General features: G+C 67.6%; 15 protein-coding genes and 1 pseudogene. 3 read left to right on the forward strand and 13 right to left on the reverse strand.

From position 1 onward, the window contains the following. Nucleotides 1-16: 16 nt before the first annotated feature. The 11 genes and pseudogenes from serS to V3328_RS17625 all read right to left on the reverse strand — a co-directional run bounded on the left by serS (nt 17) and on the right by V3328_RS17625 (nt 12,861). Nucleotides 17-1,567, reverse strand: a complete 1,551-nt coding sequence (serS, locus tag V3328_RS17570) for a serine--tRNA ligase (RefSeq protein WP_340331002.1) — start codon at nt 1,565-1,567, stop codon at nt 17-19. 62 nt (nt 1,568-1,629) lie between these two features. Next, the gene (tatC, locus tag V3328_RS17575; protein ID WP_340331003.1) at nt 1,630-2,427 is read right to left on the reverse strand and encodes a twin-arginine translocase subunit TatC; all 798 of its coding nucleotides are present in this window, start codon (nt 2,425-2,427) and stop codon (nt 1,630-1,632) included. 709 nt (nt 2,428-3,136) lie between these two features. Continuing rightward, nucleotides 3,137-3,316: pseudogene (gene tatB / locus V3328_RS17585) on the reverse strand (Sec-independent protein translocase protein TatB); the annotation flags it as partial. Nucleotides 3,317-3,416: 100 nt separating this feature from the next. Continuing rightward, the gene (locus tag V3328_RS17590) at nt 3,417-3,647 is read right to left on the reverse strand and encodes a twin-arginine translocase TatA/TatE family subunit (protein ID WP_340331004.1); all 231 of its coding nucleotides are present in this window, start codon (nt 3,645-3,647) and stop codon (nt 3,417-3,419) included. 111 nt (nt 3,648-3,758) lie between these two features. Next, a complete protein-coding gene (locus V3328_RS17595) occupies nt 3,759-4,931 on the reverse strand; it encodes an ABC transporter ATP-binding protein (RefSeq protein ID WP_340331005.1) in 1,173 nt (390 codons plus the stop codon). Further along, nucleotides 4,931-5,647 (reverse strand): SMC-Scp complex subunit ScpB, encoded by a 717-nt coding sequence (gene scpB, locus V3328_RS17600; protein ID WP_340331006.1) that lies wholly within the window; start codon nt 5,645-5,647, stop codon nt 4,931-4,933. The genes V3328_RS17595 and scpB overlap by 1 nt, the downstream gene beginning before the upstream one ends. Continuing rightward, nucleotides 5,644-6,456 carry a segregation and condensation protein A gene (locus V3328_RS17605; RefSeq protein ID WP_378758863.1) on the reverse strand — a complete coding sequence of 271 codons (813 nt, stop codon included), beginning with the start codon at nt 6,454-6,456 and terminating at the stop codon, nt 5,644-5,646. The genes scpB and V3328_RS17605 overlap by 4 nt, the downstream gene beginning before the upstream one ends. Continuing rightward, nucleotides 6,456-7,484 carry a beta-N-acetylhexosaminidase gene (nagZ, locus tag V3328_RS17610; RefSeq protein ID WP_340331007.1) on the reverse strand — a complete coding sequence of 343 codons (1,029 nt, stop codon included), beginning with the start codon at nt 7,482-7,484 and terminating at the stop codon, nt 6,456-6,458. The genes V3328_RS17605 and nagZ overlap by 1 nt, the downstream gene beginning before the upstream one ends. Before the next feature lie 90 nt (nt 7,485-7,574). Next, the gene (locus tag V3328_RS17615; RefSeq protein ID WP_340331008.1) at nt 7,575-9,758 is read right to left on the reverse strand and encodes an SPOR domain-containing protein; all 2,184 of its coding nucleotides are present in this window, start codon (nt 9,756-9,758) and stop codon (nt 7,575-7,577) included. 70 nt (nt 9,759-9,828) lie between these two features. Next, on the reverse strand, nt 9,829-11,589 hold the full coding sequence (gene argS, locus V3328_RS17620; protein WP_340331189.1) for an arginine--tRNA ligase: 1,761 nt from the start codon (nt 11,587-11,589) through the stop codon (nt 9,829-9,831). Nucleotides 11,590-11,649: 60 nt separating this feature from the next. After that, nucleotides 11,650-12,861 carry a deoxyguanosinetriphosphate triphosphohydrolase gene (locus V3328_RS17625; protein WP_340331009.1) on the reverse strand — a complete coding sequence of 404 codons (1,212 nt, stop codon included), beginning with the start codon at nt 12,859-12,861 and terminating at the stop codon, nt 11,650-11,652. Nucleotides 12,862-12,958: 97 nt separating this feature from the next. Between V3328_RS17625 and erpA the strand changes: the two genes are divergently transcribed. Together erpA and xth are read left to right on the forward strand one after the other, a co-directional pair. Then, a complete protein-coding gene (gene erpA / locus V3328_RS17630; RefSeq protein ID WP_340331010.1) occupies nt 12,959-13,300 on the forward strand; it encodes an iron-sulfur cluster insertion protein ErpA in 342 nt (113 codons plus the stop codon). Nucleotides 13,301-13,363: 63 nt separating this feature from the next. Continuing rightward, complete coding sequence (gene xth / locus V3328_RS17635) at nt 13,364-14,146, forward strand: exodeoxyribonuclease III (protein WP_340331011.1); 783 nt, start codon at nt 13,364-13,366, stop codon at nt 14,144-14,146. Nucleotides 14,147-14,632: 486 nt separating this feature from the next. On the opposite strand, the gene V3328_RS17640 is transcribed toward xth, so the two are convergent. Next, the gene (locus V3328_RS17640) at nt 14,633-15,436 is read right to left on the reverse strand and encodes a tetratricopeptide repeat protein (protein ID WP_340331012.1); all 804 of its coding nucleotides are present in this window, start codon (nt 15,434-15,436) and stop codon (nt 14,633-14,635) included. Beyond that, nucleotides 15,423-17,147 (reverse strand): dihydroxy-acid dehydratase, encoded by a 1,725-nt coding sequence (gene ilvD / locus V3328_RS17645; protein ID WP_340331013.1) that lies wholly within the window; start codon nt 17,145-17,147, stop codon nt 15,423-15,425. The genes V3328_RS17640 and ilvD overlap by 14 nt, the downstream gene beginning before the upstream one ends. Nucleotides 17,148-17,542: 395 nt before the next feature. On the opposite strand from ilvD, the gene V3328_RS17650 reads away from it, so the two are divergent. Continuing rightward, a complete protein-coding gene (locus V3328_RS17650) occupies nt 17,543-19,285 on the forward strand; it encodes a mechanosensitive ion channel family protein (protein ID WP_340331014.1) in 1,743 nt (580 codons plus the stop codon). Nucleotides 19,286-19,291 lie beyond the last annotated feature (6 nt).

The following is a 19,291-nucleotide window of genomic DNA, read 5'->3' on the forward strand; positions in this document are numbered from 1 at the left end:
ATGTGCCAGCGCAGTGCTATCCGCCGATCACCGCGGCGCCGCCCATGTAGGGCCTGAGCACCTCGGGAACGACCACGGTCCCGTCTGCCTGCTGGTAGTTCTCCAGCACCGCGATCAGCGCCCGGCCGGCGGCGACGCCGGAGCCGTTCAGCGTGTGGACATGACGGACGCCCTTGCCCTCGCCCGGCCGGTAGCGCGCGTTCATGCGGCGGGCCTGGAAGTCGCCGCAGACCGAGCAGCTGGAGATCTCGCGATAGGCGCCCTGCCCCGGCAGCCAGACCTCGATGTCGTAGGTCTTGCGCGCGGAGAAACCCATGTCGCCGGTCGACAGGGCCAGCACCCGGTACGGCAGATCGAGGCGCTTCAGCACCTCCTCCGCGCAACCGGTCATCCGCTCCAGTTCGTCGAGCGACTGCTCCGGCGTGGTGACGGAGACGAGCTCGACCTTGGAGAACTGGTGCTGGCGGATCATCCCGCGCGTATCGCGTCCGGCTGCCCCGGCCTCGGCCCGGAAACACGGCGTCCAGGCGGTGACCCGCATCGGGAGTTGGTCCTCGTCGACGATGGAGTCGCGGATGAGATTGGTCAGCGGGACTTCGGCCGTCGGGATCAGCCAGCGCCTTGTTGATATCGCCTCGACATACTTCAACTGAAAATCAAGCGCATCCCTATACAAATCATCTTTAGCAGCATCTACGGACTCAAACAGCTGAATTGCATTTAACGCTGCATCCTTAAGGAGGATCTCCCGCTCTCCAGTCGCCATATTATTTACAAAAGATTTAATCTCATCAATTCGATCTACTACTCGCTGATTATGGGCAGGGATATGTGAATATTGTTCTCTCAAAAAGTCTAGTCGCCTTTCTATTGGCTTCGGTACTATAGAGGAAACTGCAGCGAACTGATCATCCTCAAACTTCGGCAGCTGCCCGGTGCCGAACATGACGTCGTCCTTGACCAGCAGCGGCGGGGCGACCTCGGTGTAGCCGTGCTCGGCGGTGTGCAGGTCGAGCATGAAGGCGCCGAGCGCACGTTCGAGGCGAGCAATCTGGCCCTTCAGGACGACGAAGCGGGCGCCGGAGAGCTTTGCGGCAGTCTCGAAATCCATCTGGCCGAGCGCCTCGCCGATCTCGAAATGCTGCTTCGGCTCGAAGTCGAACGTCCTCGGGGTTCCGACCTTGCGGAGCTCGACATTGGCGGCCTCGTCGGCGCCGACCGGCACGTCGTCGAGCGGCAGGTTGGGGATCCAGGACAGCTCCTTGTGGAGCTTTTCCTCGGCTTCCTTCAACTCCGCCTCGGCGGCGGGCATCCGCTCCTTGATCCCGGCGACCTCGGCGATCAGCGCCTGGGCGCGTTCCTCGTCGCCCGACCCCTTCGCCTTGCCGACCTCCTTCGACGCGGCATTGCGGCGCTCCTGCAGGGCCTGCAGCTCGGTCACCAGGGTCTTGCGGGTGTCGTCGAGGGCGATCAGCTTGTCGGCCGTACCGGCATATTCGCCGGAGCGCTTCATCAGCGCGGCGTCGAAAGCGTCACGGTTCTCGCGAATCCAGTTGAGGTCGAACATCGGAGATTTCGAGTGTCTGGACGGGCCAGCCGGCACGGCCGGCGCGTGAAAGAAACGCCCGGTCAGGCCTCGTCTTCCGCCTCGCGCTCGGCCTCCCGCCTGGCGCGCTGCTTCTCCACCATCCTGACCGAAATGATCGACAGTTCGTAGAGAAGCAGGGTCGGCAGCGCAAGCCCGATCTGGCTGATCGGATCGGGGGGCGTCAGGAACGCGGCGACCGCAAAGGTGATGACGATCGCGTATTTCCGCTTCTTCTTCAGCGTGTCCGACGACACAAGGCCCGCCCGGCCGAGCAGCGTCAGCAGCACCGGCAGCTGGAAGCACAGGCCGAATGCGAACATCAGGGTCATGATCAGCCCGAGATATTCGCTGACCTTCGCGACCAGCTGGATCCGCGCAACGCCCGGCCCGCTCTGTTCCATCGACAGGAAGAAGTTCATGACCAGCGGCATGGTCACGAAATAGACGAGCGACGCGCCAAGCAGGAACAGGATCGGCGTGGCCACCAGGAACGGCAGGAAGGCGCCGCGCTCGTTCTTGTAGAGCCCCGGCGCGACGAACATGTAGAGCTGCCCGGCGATCACCGGGAACGCCAGGAAGAACCCGCCGAACAAAGCAATCTTGAGCTGCGTGAAGAAATATTCCTGCGGAGCCGTGTAGATCAGCTCGAGGCCTTCGACGCTGCCGCCGCGCGCCCATTCGTAGGGCTTCAAGAGGATGTTGAAGATCTCCGCGGCGAAGAAGAAGCAGATCACGAACATGATGCCGAGCGCGATCAGCGCCCACATCATCCGTTTGCGCAACTCGATCAGGTGCTCGACCAGCGGCGCTTTCGTCGCCTCGATGTCTTCCTGGGTCATCTAAGGGACTTCACGCGGTGGTATCTGAGCCGGCCGGCTTGCCGGCCCCGGAACTGGCAGGTGCCGAGCGTTTCGGCGCGGTTCTGGACTTTGCCGTCCTTGCGGTCTTCGGCTTCGGGGTCTTCGCCGTTCCGGAGGCCGTCGATCCGGCGCCGGTGGTCCCGGCAGAGGCGGTCCCGGACGCGGCCGGCTTCGAGCCCGACGACGTCGAAGCCGAGGACTTCGAAGCCGATGATCGGGAGGCGGTCGATTTGGAGGTCGACGATGTGGAGGTCGACGATTTCGGGGCGCGGGGCTTCGCGGCGCCAGACTTCGAGGCTCCAGACTTCGGGGCGCCAGACTTCGGGGCGGCAGGCTTCGCGGTCGAGGGCTTCGACGGTGTCTTCCGGCCCTTGGAGGTTCCGGCCGAAGGTTGGCCCGATGCCGCCGTCGCGGCTTCCGTGGCGGCCTCCGCCTTCGATGCGGCGGCTGCACCGGCCGCCGGGGTCTCGGGGGCGGCGCCGTTCGGCCTGGCCGCAGGTTTTGCCGGCTCGGAGACTGCGGCTACGGCGCCGGAGTCCTTGTCACCCGCCCCGGACTTCGCCGGCGCACCGGGATCCTCGATTGCCTTGCGGACGCTGTTGCCGGCGTCCTTCAGCGGATTCAAGCTGTCCTTCATCTGGTTGAGCGGATTGATCCGGCGGACGTCCTCGATGCTCTGACGCACCTCGTCGAGATCGGCTTCCTTCAGCGCATCGTTGAACTGCTTCTGGAAGTCGCCCGCCATGCCCCTCACCTGACTGGCGAAGCGGCCGAATTGCCGGAGCATCCCGGGCAGCTCACGCGGCCCGACCACGACGATCGCCACCACGGCGATCACCAACAACTCGCTCCAACCTAAATCGAACATCCACGTCTCCGCAGGGCGGTGCCCCGGGACATCCCCCAACCATTCAACCAGACCACACGCCGGGTGCGCGGCCGGTCAGAGTCCGGAGAAAATCCGAACCTCAGCTCGCCTTCTTGGCGGGCTCCTTGGCGGGCGTCTTGACCGTCTCGGCGGCCTGATGCTCGATCGTCTTGGAGTTGTCCTCGGAGGCGGTGTCCTCCTCGCTCATCCCCTTCTTGAAGCTCTTGATCCCCTTGGCGACGTCGCCCATGAGATCGGAGATCTTGCCGCGTCCGAACAGCAGCACGAGCAGTACGACGACGATCAGGATCTGAAACCAACTGGGAGCCATTTACGCTCTCCTCGAATTCGATGCGTTTCGGTTCGGCTGGACATTATATAGGTAGCAGCCGCCCGGCAACACGCCCTTATTCGCCAGCGAGCGCCAATTTCTCCCATTCATTCAGTATTCCCGCGCGGGGAACATCAGCACCGCAGCCTCGTCGATCACCACGCCGACCTCCGATCCGATCGGTACCGGCGCCATGTCCCTGGACCGCGCCTTCAGCGGCTGCTCCAGCCCCTCCACCGCGATGTCCAGCAACTCGACCTCGCCGAGGAACCGACGCCCAAGCAAGCGCCCGGGAACGCCGATGCCAGGCTCGGCAAGCCTGACCCCGTGCGGGCGCACGCAGACGGTGACGCTCTCGCCGCCGACGACGCCCTGACGGGAGAACCGGCCGACGGGCGTCACCACCTCGCCGTGCTCGATTTCAGCCGGAACCTCGTTCAACTCGGTGAAAAACCGCGCCGCCTGCAGGTCCACGGGCGCATGGTACAGGTCGGATGCGGTGCCGACCTGGACGAGTTGCCCGGAGCGCATGAGCACGATCCTGTCGGCCATGCGCATGGCTTCCTCAGGGTCGTGGGTCACGATGATGCAGGTCGCTCGGGTCTCGCGGAGCACCGCCAGCGTCTCGTCACGCACCTCGTCGCGCAGGCGGCTGTCGAGGCCCGAGAACGGCTCGTCCATCAGCAGCACGCTCGGGCGCGGCGCAATCGCGCGGGCCAGCGCCACGCGCTGCTGCTCGCCGCCGGACAGCGCGTGAGGATAGAGTTCGGCATAGCTTTCCAGTCCCACCCGGCCGAGCGCCTTGAGCGCTTCGCGATGGGCATCGGCGCGGGACAGCGTCGTCAGGCCGAACATCACGTTGCGGACGATCGACAGGTGGGGAAACAGCGCGAAATCCTGGAACATCAGGCCGACGCCCCGCCTTTCCGGCGGGACGAAGCGGTGCGGACCGGAGACCTCCTGCTCGTTGATCAGGATCCGGCCGCTGTTGGGCACCTCGAGCCCGGCCGCCAGCTTCAACAGCGTCGTCTTGCCGCACCCAGACGGGCCCAGAAGACAGACGAACTCTGCCGGCTCGACCTCCAGCGTCACCCGGTCGACGGCGGCGACGGTCTCGTAGGAATGCGAGACATCGACGAACGACAGCCGCGCGGCGATCGCGGTTCCCGCCGTCCCCCGCCGGCCCCAGCGAGCGACATCCCTGGGACCGACATCTCTGGGAGCCGGTGCCGAGGCATCCCGTGCAGGCTTCGTCGTCTTCGTGTCACCGATCGTAGCAGGCATCAGCGGTCGGTCCCGCCAGCCGTTTCCTCGTCGGAGATACCCTCGGACGTCGCTTCGTCATCAGAAGTCATTCCGTCGAGGAGATCGAGGGGGTCCTCGTCCTCGGTCAGCTCCTCGCCGGCCGGCGTCGGCACCTCGAAGCCCGCAGGCAGTCGACTATCGAGCAGTCCGGCGCCCTTCAGTTCCTCGACGCCGGGCAGATCGCGCAGCGATTCCAGCCCGAAATGATCGAGAAACTCAGGTGTCGTCCCATAGGTCACCGGACGTCCCGGCGTGCGCCGGCGGCCGCGCATCCGGATCCAGCCAGCCTCCATGAGAACGTCCAGAACGCCCTTCGAGATGCTGACGCCGCGGATCTCCTCGATCTCCGCCCGCGTGGTCGGCTGGTGGTAGGCGATGATCGCCAGCGTCTCCAGCGCGGCGCGCGACAGCTGCCGCTGGTCGACCGCGTCGCGACGCAGCAGGAAGGACAGGTCCTCCGCGGTCCGGAACCGCCACTTCTCGTCGACCTTGACCAGATTGACGCCGCGGTTCGCGTAGGCGCCTTGGAGCTCCGTCAGCAGCGTGGCGATATCGGCACCCTTGGGCAGCCGGGAGGTCATCGTCGCGACATCGAGCGGTTCGGAGGCCGCAAACAGCAATGCCTCGAGCATCCTCAGCTGCTCGCGTCGATCGCTCGGCGTGAAGTTCGCGACGTTGTTGCCGTTGTCGCTCATTTGTCCCGATCCCGCCCCGTGGCGTCCCGCGCCTTCATATAGAGAGGGCCGAATGTCTTTTCCTGCCGCAACTCCAGCACGCCTTCGCGGCACAGCTCCAGGCTTGCCGAAAAGGTGCTGGCCGTGGCGGTGCGGCGCATCCCGGGGTCGTCGATGAATTCGTCGATCAGGGCGGCGAGCGGCGTCCAGGCGCCGATGTCGCCGACCAGACGCTGCAGGATCTCGCGGGCCTCCTTGAGCGCCAGTACCTTGCGCGGCGCGAGCACGACGCGACGCACCGCCTGACGGCTGCGCTGCTCGCCATAGGCCTTGAGCAGGTCGTAGAGGGAGGCGTGATAGACGCTGCGACGCTCGACCCGCACGCCTTCCGGAAGCCCGCGGGCAAAGACGTCGCGTCCCAGCCGGTTGCGGTTCACGAGCTTGACGGCCGCGTCGCGCATCGCCTCCAGCCGCTGCAGCCGGAAGGCCAGGATCGCCGCCATCTCCTCGCCGGTCGGCTCCTCGTCGTCGGCCTGACGGGGCAAAAGCAGCCGGGACTTCAGGTAGGCGAGCCAGGCCGCCATGACGAGGTAGTCGGCCGCCAGTTCAAGGCGCAGGCGCCTGGCCTCGTTGATGAAGGCGACGTACTGCTCGGCGAGCGCCAGGATCGAGATCCGCGCCAGGTCGACCTTCTGGGTACGGGCCAGCGCCAGCAGCAGGTCGAGCGGGCCCTCGAAGCCCTCGACGTCGACCAGGAACGTCTCTCCGTCCGCCGGCTGGCCAAGCCGCTCGGGGCGCTCTCCCCACAGCTCGGCTTCCGGACCGGCCACTATGCCTCCCCGGCCGACGTCATGGCCTCCATCAGGTCGGCGAATTCCCGACGGGCATCGGCGATGTCGGTCTCCGCGCGCGCCGCCCAGACGAGCGCGGCCTCCGCCCGCCGCGCGGCCGCACCGGCGAGTTCGGGCGACCGCGACGCGACGGCCACCATCTCGCGCATGCTGCCGTTGCAGTGAAGCGCCATGTCGCACCCTGCGGCGAAGGACCGGGCCGCGCGGTCCTCGAACGTGCCGTCAAGGGCCTTCATGGACAGGTCGTCGGTCATCACAAGCCCGTCGAAACCGATGGACCCGCGAATGATACCATCGATGACCGGCGCCGACAGGGTGGCGGGCGCATCGGCGTCGATCGCGGCGTAGATGACGTGCGCGGTCATCGCCATCGGGAGGTCGCGCAGGCGGCGGAACGGCTCGAAATCGCTGTCTTCGAGCTCGGCGACCGGGGTGTCGACGACCGGCAGCTCGAAATGGCTGTCCGACAGCGCCCGCCCGTGGCCCGGGATGTGCTTGAGGATCGGCGCGACGCCCGCCGCGGCCAGGCCGACGACCGTGACCCGGGCGAGTTCGGCGATGACCTCCGGCTCGCTGCCGTAGGAGCGGTCGCCGATGACGCTGCTGGCGCCGGGGACGCGGATATCGACGCAGGGAATGCAGTCGACGGTGATCCCGAGGGCGTGCAGGTCCTCGCCTATCAGCCGGCCCGACAGCCAGGCGGCGCGCAGGCCGGCCTCGGGATCGCGGCGGAACAGGTCGCCGATGGCGCCGACCGGCGGGTACGCCGGCCAGTGCGGCGGCTTCAGGCGCTGGACGCGGCCGCCCTCCTGATCGATCAGCACCGGTGCGTCGGCGCGGCCGACGACCGAGCGGAACTCGTCGGTGAGCCGGCGGATCTGCCCGGCATCGACGCAGTTGCGGGCAAACAGGATCAGCCCCCACGGCCCGGCGTCGGCGAAGAAGGCGCGCTCGTCGGCGGTCAGCGACGGACCGGCGCACCCGGAAATGAAGGCTTTCGCTCCCATGACGGCGGCTTAGCGGCCGCCCGCGGGCCGGTCAACACTCTCATCGCCCCGCCGTGCCCCCGCTGTTGATTGCGGGGCAAAGCAGGAGCGTCAGTTGCGCCGCACGAAGCAGTCGAGTCCGGCCGATTTCAGGTTCGCGCACAGCGAGTTGGCGGCACCCTGGCTCTGCATCGGCCCGACCCCGACGCGGTAGTAGATGCCGCGGTCGCCGAGGTCGGCGCGCTCGACCGCCGGCTTGTAGCCGCCCAGCGCACCGGAATAGTTCTGCGTGATCGAGGCCGCGGTCGACTGGGCGTCCTGGGCGTCGCGGGTCGCCGCCACCTGGACGACATAGGAACCGGCCGGGAACGTCGTCGTCGCCGGCGCGCTGGCCGTCTGGGTGGCCGGCGCCGGTGCCGGTGTTGTCTGGGCGGGCGCGGCCTGGCCGCTGGCGGCGGGCGCCGGCTGCAGCGCCACCGGGGCGCCGCCGCTCGCCCGCGAAGTCGGGGCGCTGGGCGGCACGAAATTGTCGCCGGCAGCCTGGTTGCCGGTCTGGTTGGTCTGGGCAGGTGCCGGCGCGGGTGCCGCGGGCGCCGGGGTCGGCGCCGAGCGGGCCGGCTGGCTCATCGCCAGGTCGGCCGGGCGCGGCGTCGGCAGCGGCACGGCGCTGTCGGCCGGCGCAGCGCCTGCCGGAGCGGTGTCGGCCGTGGGCGCCGCAGCGCCCGGGTCGTCTGGCAGCGGCGCCGGCTGGACTTGGCTCGGCTGCAGCGGCTGGGCCGGCTTCGGCGGCTGGATCTCGCCGACGATGGTGCCGTCGGGCTTGACGACGACGGTGCGGACCCGCTTCGGCAGGTCCTCGCTGTCGAGGGATGCATCGCCCGCGTCGGCGGTTCCGCGCAGGCCGTTGCCCTCGCCCTGGTTCGGGTCGATCACGCGGACCTGGCGGTTGCCGACGTCGGCGACCGGCTCCTCGCGGGAGACCAGCCTGGCGTCCTCGCTGCCGCCGTCGCCGGAGACCCGGTCGTAGACCAGCTTGCCCTGCTGCGGCGCCTGCTCGGCGTCGGACGGCTCCGGCTTGACCTTGGAGGGCGACTTGTCGGCGCGGATGACCGGGGCCGGGCCGGTCGCTTCCTCGCCGCCGAAGCCGCGATAGGCCAGCGCGCCGGCGCCGCCGATCACCACCAGCCCGACCAGGCCGGCGACGATGAACAGGCCGCGGCCGCGGCCGCCCTGCTCGTCGGGGCCCTCGCCGTCATAGGGCGGGATGTGGCCGCTGTCGTCGAACACCGGATCGGTGCGCTCGTAGATGTCGTCGGCGTAGACCGCTTCGTCGAGACCGCGCGGATCGACCACGGACCCGGCGGTGTCGCGGCCGGACAGATCGCCGAAGTCGAACTCGGTGACGTCGTCACGGGCCGCGCCGGCGGCCAGGCCGGCGTCGGGATCGGCTGCCGGATCGTAGCGCGCCGGCGGCTCCGCGGCGTCGGCGACCGGCGCGGGTCGCTCGAAGGTCGGCTCGACGCGCCGGGTCGCGGCGGCGAGGTCGGCATAGAGCCGGTCGGAGCCGACACCCTCTGCGATGTCGGTGTCGTAGCCTTCGGCGGCGTCGTAGGCCTCGTCGGCCGGGTAGGCCCCGGGGTCGCGGTAGATCTGCGGATCGCGGACCGGCGCGGCGAAGGAGGACTGCTCGTCGATGCGCGGCTCGTCTTCGGCCACTCTGTAGGCCGCGGGCTCGTAACGGGGCGTCTCGTAGGTCGACGGCTCCTCGGATGCAGACGGCTCCTCAGGTGCGGCGTCCTGCGGCGGGTAGTCCTCCTCCGGGCGGTCGTAGGCGGCCGGGTATTCGGGCGCCGGATACTCGGGGGCCGGGTATTCGGGGGCCGTATCTTCGGCGGCCGGATACTCGGGAGCAGGATCGTAGGCGCGCGGCTCCCGGTACATAGGCGCCTCGAGGGCGTCGTAGTCCTCGGTTGCGGGCGGCTGCGCGTAGGCGTCCTCGCGATAGGCCTGGGCCTGCGGGTCGGACGCGCCGGCGTCGTAGCCGGCCTCGGCGTAGGGCTCCGGCTCGACCTCCTCGGGCGGCTGCCGAACCGCGCCGCGCGCGGGCGTCTGCTCTTCGGCAAGCGACGGCTCGCGCCTGCGCTGATGGAAATCGGCGAACGGGTCCTCGTCGATCAGCCGGGCCAGTTCGGCCAGCGGATCGCCGGATTGACCAGACGCCGCGTCACGCGGCGCATCGACCAGGTCGTCGTAATCCCCCGGCCCGGAACGCTTGGGATACCGCGCATCCGACATAAATCGCCCTAACTCGCTGTGTTGTCGCGACGGGGTCGTTGAAACATTGTTGTCGGACAGGGCCTGCGATTCAACGCATTTCTTCGAGCGGCTCGACCCCGAGCATGCCCAATCCGGACGACAGCACCAACGCGACGGCTTGCACCAATGTGAGTCGAGCTACGGTCGAAGCTCGATCTTCTGCGTTAATAAACCGTAATTGTGGCAAGTCCTTGCCGCGATTCCACAAGCCGTGGAAAGCACTTGCGACATCGTGCAGGTAGAAGGCGACGCGGTGCGGCTCGTGTGCGAGCGCCGCCGTCTCCACCAGGCGCGGAAACCCGGACAGCGTCTTCACGAGCGCCAACTCGGCCGGGTCGGCAATGGCAGAAAGCCCAGCCAGTCCAGGCGATTGCAGCGGAAACTCAATGTCCGGGAAGACCTCCGCGGCGTTGCGGAACACCGAATGCGCCCGGGCGTGCGCATACTGCACGTAGAAGACCGGATTGTCCTTGGACTGCTCCGTCACCTTCTCGAAGTCGAAGTCGAGCGGGGCGTCGTTTTTCCGCGTCAGCATGATGAATCGCACCACGTCGCGGCCGACTTCCTCGACCACGTCGCGCAGAGTCACGAAATCGCCCGCGCGTTTCGACATCTTCACGGGCTGCCCGCCCCGGAACAGCTTGACGAGCTGGCAGAGCTTGACGTCGAGGTCCGCCTCGCCGTGACTGACCGCCTTGACCGCCGACTGCATGCGCTTGACGTAGCCGCCGTGATCGGCACCGAGCACGTCGATCATCGACCTGAAGCCGCGCTCGTACTTGTCGCGATGATAGGCGATGTCCGAGGCGAAGTAGGTGTAGGACCCGTCCGACTTCATCAGCGGCCGGTCGACGTCGTCGCCGAACTCGGTGGCCCGGAACAGGGTCTGCTCCCGGTCCTCCCAGTCCTCGGGCAACTGGCCCTTCGGGGGCGGCAGCCGGCCCTGGTAGACCAGGCCCCGTTCGCGAAGATCCGCAATGGTCGCGGCGACCGCGCCGCCGTTGCCGGTGGTCAGCGAGCGCTCCGAGAAGAAGACGTCGTGGTGGATGCCGAGCGCGTCGAGGTCCTCGCGCACGAGGTCCATCATCGCGTCGATGGCGATGTCCCTGACGAGCGGCAGCCATTCGGATTCCGGCATGGCAAGCAGGCTGTCGCCGAACCGGTCGGCGAGCGCCTGCCCCACCGGCACCAGATAGTCGCCGGGATAGAGGCCATCCGGGATCTCGCCGATGTCGGCGCCGAGCGCCTCGCGGTAGCGCAGGTGCGCCGAGCGCGCCAGCACGTCGACCTGGGAACCGGCATCGTTGATGTAGTATTCGCGGGTGACGTCGAAGCCGGTGAACTCGAGCAGCCCGGCAAGCGCGTCGCCGAATACGGCGCCGCGGCAATGTCCGACATGCAGCGGCCCGGTCGGGTTCGCCGAGACGTACTCGACATTGACCGGTGCGCCGGCACCCACCGCGCTGCGGCCGAAACCGGCGCCGGCCCGCACGATGGCGTCGAGCTGACCGCGCCAGTACGCGTCGGACAGGCTGATGTTGACGAAACCCGGTCCGGCGACGTCCACGGAGACGACGTCGTGGGAGGCTGCGAGTTCGGCCGCGATCAATCCGGCCAGATCGCGCGGCCTGGCGCCGGCCGGCTTCGCCAGCACCATCGCGGCGTTGGTGGCAAGGTCGCCGTGCGCAGGATCGCGCGGCGGCTCGACCACGACGCGAGCGGTATCGATGCCGGCCGGCAGCTTGCCATTTTCGACCAGTGTTTCGACGGCCTTGACCACCCGGCCGGTGAAATCGCCGAATACGTCCATACTCTTCGACATGTCCCTGATTGCCCGCGTCCGATCATTCCGCCACGGGGGCAGCGCCGACTAACGCAAATCCAGGGTCTCGTCAAACAAACGCTGGTATTCGCTCAGGGCGAAGCGGTCCGTCATGCCGGCGATATAGTCGGCAACGAGCCGTGCGCGGCGGCCGATGTCGGCCACGTCGCCGGAATGGCCCCAGTCCTGGGGCATTCGCTCGGGACGCGCCAGCAGTTCCTCGAACATGCGGACGACGGCTGCCTCCGCCGTCGACATCACCGCCATGACGCGCCCGTGGCGGTACATGCGGGCAAACAGGAAGGCCCGCAACTCCTCGATAGCGGCGGTCATTGCATCCGAAAAGGCCACGATCGGGGCATCGGCGGCCCGGACGTCCGCGACCGACCCCGGCGCCAGCCGTTCGATCCGCCGCAGCGATTCCGCCAGCGCGTCCTCGACCATCCAGGTGATGACGCGCCGCGTCGTCTCGTGAATGAGCCGCGTGTCCTCGATGTCCGGATAGCGCATTCGCACGTCGGCGACGATGCCGGCCAGGAACGGCACGCCCTCCTCGACGTCGGCGATCGTGAAGAGTCCGGCTCGAAGGCCGTCGTCGACGTCGTGGCTGTTGTAGGCGATGTCGTCGGCAATCGCCGCTGCCTGGGCCTCGACGCCGGCGTATCGCGCGATCTCCAGGTCCTGGAGGCGACAGTAATCGAGGATCGGCAAGGGTACGCCGCTGTCGCGGTAGGGCCCGACCGCCCTGCCCCGGCCATCGACAAGCGGACCGTTGTGCTTGACGATGCCTTCCAGGGCCTCCCAGGTCAGGTTCAGTCCGTCGAATTCCGCGTAGCGGTGTTCCAGACGCGTGACCGCCCGCAGGCTCTGAGCGTTGTGATCGAAGCCGTTGTAGGGGGCCATGGCGCGATTGAGGGCGCGCTCGCCAGCGTGCCCGAACGGCGGATGCCCGAGATCGTGGGCAAGCGCCACGGCTTCGGCGAGATCCTCGTCGACCCGGAGACTGCGAGCCAGCGCGCGCGCCAGCTGCGACACCTCGAGCGTGTGCGTCAGACGCGTGCGAAAGTGGTCGCCCTCGTGGTAGATGAAGACCTGGGTCTTGTACATCAGGCGGCGGAACGCGGTCGAATGGATGATCCGGTCGCGGTCTCGCTGGAACCCGGTGCGGGTCGGACTGGGGGGCTCCGGATGCAAGCGGCCACGGCCGTGCGCCGGATCGCAGGCATAGGGCGCCCTTGCGGACTGAACGGAACTGAACATTTGCCCTGCCGAACCGCGTCGCGGATTGACAGATGAGGCCGGCATCATACCTTAAGCCTGCATCCGGGGCCCTTCCGGGCTTCGCTGGAGATCGCACATGCTGGATACCCAAGACAACACCGTATCAGTGACAGACCGCGCGGCGCGACGGATCAACCAGATTCTGGCAAAGGATCCGTCGAAAAATGCCCTGCGCGTCAGCGTTTCCGGCGGCGGGTGTTCCGGATTCCAGTACGAATTCGACCTCGACGCCACCCGGACCGACGACGACATCGTCGTCGAGAAGGACGGCGCCACCGTGCTGATCGATTCGATGTCGCTGATGTACATGTCCGGATCGGAGATCGATTTCGTCGACGATCTGATCGGCGCCTCGTTCCAGGTCCGCAACCCCCATGCGACCGCCTCGTGCGGCTGCGGCACCTCGTTCACGATCTGACCACAACGGTCCGGTCGGTCGCGTCAATTCCTCAGCAAAGGCCGTTCCAGGGGACGGACACCCATGAAGATCGCCACCTGGAACATCAACGGCGTGCGCGCGCGCATCGAGAACCTCAAGGCCTGGCTCGAGGCCGCCTCTCCGGACGTGGTCTGCCTGCAGGAAATCAAATCGCCCAACGACGCATTTCCGGCCGAAGCGCTGGAGGGGTCGGGGTACAACCTGACGATCCACGGCCAGAAAGGCTTCAACGGGGTCGCGATCCTGTCGAAGCGGCCTCCCGAGGACGTGCTGACCGGACTTCCCGGAGACGACGGCGACGAGCAGGCGCGCTACGTGGAGGCGGCAATCCCGAGCGACGGCGGCATCGTGCGAGTGGCCTCGATCTACCTGCCGAACGGCAATCCGATCGGAACGGAGAAGTTTTCCTACAAGCTCGCCTGGATGGACCGGCTGATCGCGCACGCCCGCGACCGGATGCTGCTGGAGGAGCCGCTGGTGCTGACCGGCGACTACAACGTCATTCCCGAACCGCAGGATGCGCGGTACCCGGAAAACTGGGTGGACGACGCGCTGTTCCAGCCGGAAAGCCGGTCGAAGTTCCGCGAACTGAAGTCGCTCGGCCTGACGGACGCATTGCGGGCGTGCCACCCGGAAGCCGGCGTCTACACGTTCTGGGACTACCAGGGCGGGGCCTGGCAGAAGAACAACGGCATCCGCATCGATCACATCCTGCTGTCGCCTCAGGCGACGGACCTGCTCGGCGGCGCCGGCGTCGACAAGGATGTCAGGGCCTGGGAGAAACCGTCGGACCACGTTCCGGTCTGGGTGGACCTTCAGGGCTGAAGGGTCTCCGCGTGCAGCGGCGGCCGTACCGGGTCATTGCGCGCAATTCTCGTTGCACAGGATACGAAGGAAGAGCGGCGGCTTCGCCTGGCTTTACGCTGGGTCCCGGATCAGGTCCGGGACGTAATCGGTGCTGTGGGCAGGGGTTTCACCATCCCACGGGCGTACGCCCCGGCCTTGAGCCCGGGTCCAGCGTGAGGAGCGGCCGAAGGCGCAGTTCTTGACGGCGCTTGCTGGTGCGGCCCGCCCTCGTGGTTCGAGATGCGGGCTGCGTCCGCTCCTTGCCATGAGGGCTCATTTTTGCGGGTCGAGGAGACGCAGTGACAGCGGCGGCTTCGCCGGGTGTTGCGCTGGGTCCCGGATCAGGTCCGGGACGTAGTCGGTGCTGTGGGCAGGGGTTTCATCATCCGACGGGCGTACGCCCCGGCCCTGAGCCGGGGTCCAGCGTGAGGAGCGGCCGGAGGCGCAATTTTCGAGTTGGGGCCGCTAGCTGCCCTGCTTCTCGACCCAGGAGGCCGCGAGGTCCGTGCCGACCTCGATCTGCTTGTCGGTCAGCACCTGGCGGGCCCGGTGGTCGAGGGCGAGGATCCAGTCGCGGTTCTTCGGCGTGGCGTTCTCGCGGGCGACCGCAATCCACATGTAGCCCTTCTCCGGCAGCGGCCGGACGCCTTCGCCGAACACCAGGACCTCGCCGAGCGCGGCCTGCGCCTCGACATGGTTCTTGCGGGCGGCAAGGCTGAGCCAGCGCACCGCGCGGACCGGATCGGGCTCGATGCCGTCGCCGTTCAGGTAGATCTTGGCGAGATTGTACTGCGCGTCGGCGTCGCCGAAATAGGTCGCCGCATGGGTGAACAGGCCGAGGGCGCGGCCGACGTCGGGCTGGATGCCGGCGTTCGCGATGCCGGTCTTGTAGTAGTTGGCGAGATTGACGAAGGCATCGGCGACGACGCGCGCCGACGGGGTGTAGGGATTGTCGTCGGCGTGCTGGTCGGCGATCGCCGAGAACATCTGGAACGCCTTGTAGTCGTCTTCCTCGACGCCGTCGCCGTCGGCGTACATCTTGCCGAGCTTCCACTGCGCGATCGCATGGCCCTTGGAGGCGGCGAACTCGAAGGCGTTGAACGCCGAACGCCGGTCGCCGGAACTGTAGAGCTCCGCGCCCATCCGGAACGCGTCGATCGGCGACGCGTCGGGGGCGAGCGGCAGCGACGGGTCGAGCGCCCGCGCCGGCTGGGCGGCGAATGCCGCCGTCACCATCACTCCTGCCGCGACGAGACTAAAGGTCCGCATAGCTGATGACTTCCGCCTTCCCGCCCGGATGGGTCACGGCGCCGTCCCGCGCCGGCCCGACCTGCTGGGCGAACTTCCAGACCGCGCCGCTGCGGTAGTTGGATTCGCGCGGCTGCCACTTGGCGCGACGGGCTTCGAGCTCCTCGTCGCTGAGCTGGACCGACAGGGTGCCCTCGACCGCGTCGATCTCGATGACGTCGCCGTTCTCCAGAAGCCCGATCGGCCCGCCGAGCGAGGCTTCCGGCCCGACATGGCCGATGCAGAAGCCGCGCGTTCCGCCGGAGAACCGGCCGTCGGTGATCAGGGCCACCTTCTCGCCGGCGCCCTGGCCGTAGAGCGCGGCCGTCGTCGACAGCATCTCCGGCATGCCGGGGCCGCCCTTCGGGCCGACATAGCGGATGACCAGCACCTCGCCGTCCTCGTACTGGCGCTTCTTGACCGCCTCGAAGCACTCCTGCTCGGAGTCGAAGCAGCGCGCCGGGCCGGAGAACTTCAGCGTCTTCATGCCGGCGACCTTCACGATCGCGCCTTCCGGGGCCAGGTTGCCGCGCAGGCCGACGACGCCGCCGGTCGGCGTGATCGGATTGTCGGCCGAGCGGACGACCACCTGATCCGGATTCCACTTCACCTTCTCAAGGTTCTCGGCGATCGTGCGGCCGGTGACTGTCAGGCAGTCGCCGTGCAGGTAGCCGTTGTCGAGCAGCGTCTTCATGACGAGCGGCACGCCGCCGGCCTCGAACAGGTCCTTGGCGACGTACTGTCCGCCGGGCTTCAGATCGGCGATATAGGGAGTCTTGCGGAAGATTTCAGCGACGTCGAACAGGTTGAACTCGATGCCGCACTCGTGCGCCATGGCGGGCAGGTGCAGGCCGGCATTGGTGGAGCCGCCGGAGGCGGCGACGACGGTCGCGGCGTTCTCGAGCGCCTTGCGGGTGACGATGTCGCGCGGCCGGATGTTCTGGCGGACCAGTTCCATCACCTTCTCGCCGGCGGCCATGCAGAACCGGTCGCGGATCTCGTAGGGCGCCGGCGCGCCGGCCGAATAGGGCAGCGCCAGGCCGATCGCCTCCGACACCATGGCCATCGTGTTGGCGGTGAACTGGCCGCCGCAGGCGCCCGCCGACGGGCACGCGACCTGTTCCAGCAGTTCCAGGTCCTCGTCCGACATCTTGCCGACCGAGTGCAGGCCGACGGCCTCGAACACGTCGACCACCGTGACGTCGCGGCCCTTGAAGGTGCCGGGCAGGATCGAGCCGCCGTAGATGAAGATCGCCGGCACGTTGAGGCGCAGCATGGCCATCATCATGCCGGGCAGCGACTTGTCGCAGCCGGCCATGCCGACGAGCGCGTCGTAGCCGTGGCCGCGCATGGTCAGTTCGACGGAGTCGGCGATCACCTCGCGCGAGGCCAGCGAGGCCTTCATGCCCTCGTGGCCCATGGCGATGCCGTCGGTGACGGTGATGGTGCAGAACTCGCGCGGCGTGCCGTTGCCGGCGGCGACGCCCTGCTTGACCGACTGCGCCTGGCGCATCAGCGAGATGTTGCAGGGCGCGGCCTCGTTCCAGCAGGTGGCGACGCCGACGAAGGGCTGATGGATCTGCTCCGGCGACAGCCCCATCGCGTAGTAGTAGGAGCGATGCGGCGCGCGCTCAGGCCCCTCCGTCACGTGGCGGCTGGGAAGGCGCGATTTGTCGAAGCTGCGTGCGTCCATCTTTTCCGTCGTTACCGTTTGTTCGTGGGCCGGAACCGTTCAAGTGTGGCGCCAGTCGCTGCAATAGTTGTTAACGTGGCGACTCCAAGTTCACTGCCACGCCCGCGGATCGGGAGACAAGGCACACCCGCGGGCAGACCGACCGTCGCAACCGTGTTTCCCGGAACTGTCGCTTTTGGGCAACGGTGATCGGATCCAAAGCCATGTACCACATGCAAATTCATCACGTTTGTGGCGCAATCTGGGCATCGCAGGGAGAACGACTGATGCGTGGCATATTCCTCACGGCCCGTTGCCGGCATGCAACATCGCGCCTTCGACGGCCGTCCGGAGCGGGGCAGCGCGGTCGCCCGACCATGTGGATAGCCGCACTTCTTGCGGTTTTTGCGGCAGCCGTGACGGCGCCACAGCCCGCCCTGGCGCAGGAGCAGCCGCTCGACTCGGTCGACCTGTTCCTGCTGTCGCCGCCCGACCTCTCGAGCCCGCGGGCGACCCTGCAGACGCTGCGCCGGAACGTGCAGGAGGCCTATGTCAACCTGATCGAGGCCTACGAGATCCACCGCGAGACGCCGGGCTTCGGCACCGCCCCGGAGGTGACCGAGCTCGTCAAGGAAGCCGAACTGCGGCTGCGCCGGGCGGTCGACACGCTCGACCTGAGCGAGGTTCCGTCGGTCAACCGGGAGCGCGTCGGCACCGAGACAGTGCTGCTCCTCAAGGAGATCCTCGATCGCCTTCCGGTGCCGCCCTACAACGAGATCCCCGACTACGTGACCGTTTCGGCGGCGCCCAAGAGCCATCCGCTGACGCAATGGACGCTGCCCTATTCGGACATCACCATCGTGCGGATCGACGAGGGGCCGAATGCCGGGAAGTTCCTGTTCTCGGCCGAGACCGTGGCGCTCGCGAAGGAGACCTACGGCGTCGTCCGGGGCTATCTCGAGCGCAATGACGCCAACGAGGACTTCTTCGAGTTCTACACGCTGACGCCCGGTCAGCTGCTGCCGCCGAAGTGGTACCTCTGGATCGAGGACCTGCCGGACTGGACCCGCTACCAGTACGAGGGGCAGACCGTTTGGCAATGGGTCGGGCTGGCGCTGGTTCTCGCCATCGGGGCGGGGATGGTGCTGACCCTGCGGCAGATGCTGCGCCGCCGGGCGGAATCGGTGCTGGCGACGCGGCGCTATGCCAGGCGCATGATCCTGCCGATCGCGGTCATCGCGCTGTCCCTGCTGGCCGTCATCATCATCGACCTCCACCTCAACATCACCGGATGGCCGTTCGTCGTTGTAAACACGGTGCTTTTCGCCGTCTCATATCTGGCGGGATCGTGGCTCGTCTACCTGGCATTCCTGACGTTCGCGGAATGGGTGATCACCTCGCCGCGGATCGATCCGGCCGGCATCGACGCCAGCATGCTGCGGATCGGGGCCCGCATACTGGGCATCGCGGCGGGCATCGCGCTGCTGTTCTACGGCGCGACGGAGGTGGGCCTGCCGGTCTACGGCGTCGTCGCCGGTCTCGGTGTCGGCGGCCTCGCCCTCGGTCTGGCGGCGCGGCCGACGCTGGAGAACCTGATCGGCGGGCTGATCCTGTATGCCGACCGGCCGGTGCGGGTCGGCGACTTCTGCCAGTTCGGCAGCCATGTCGGCACCGTCGAGGAGATCGGCCTTCGCTCGACCCGGATCCGCGCCCTCGACCGCACCCTGATCACGGTGCCCAATGCCGAGTTTTCAAACAAGGAACTGATCAACTTCAACCGCCGCGACAAGACCTTCATGCGCTTCGACGTGAGCCTGCGCTACGAGACGACGCCGGAGATCCTGCACACGGTGCTGGATGGACTGCGGAAGCTGTTGCGCGAGCACCCCGACGTGGACGCAGACACGGTTCGCGTGCGCCTCCACCGGCTCGGCGCCTACTCGATCGATATCGAGATCTACGCCTTCATCCAGAAATCAGCTTACGCGGACTTCCTGGAGGTCCAGGAGCAGATCCTGTTCCAGATCATGGAACTCGTCGTGGCGTCGGGAGCGGAGTTCGCCTTCCCCTCCTCGACGGTCTACCACGAGACCGGTCAGGAGCGACGCGACCTGACAGCGATGAGCGGGGCCAGCCCCGCCCGGCCCTTCGACCGGTGATCGACG

Source organism: Microbaculum marinum (genome assembly GCF_037855135.1).
In the GTDB taxonomy this organism is placed as follows: domain Bacteria; phylum Pseudomonadota; class Alphaproteobacteria; order Rhizobiales; family Tepidamorphaceae; genus Microbaculum; species Microbaculum marinum.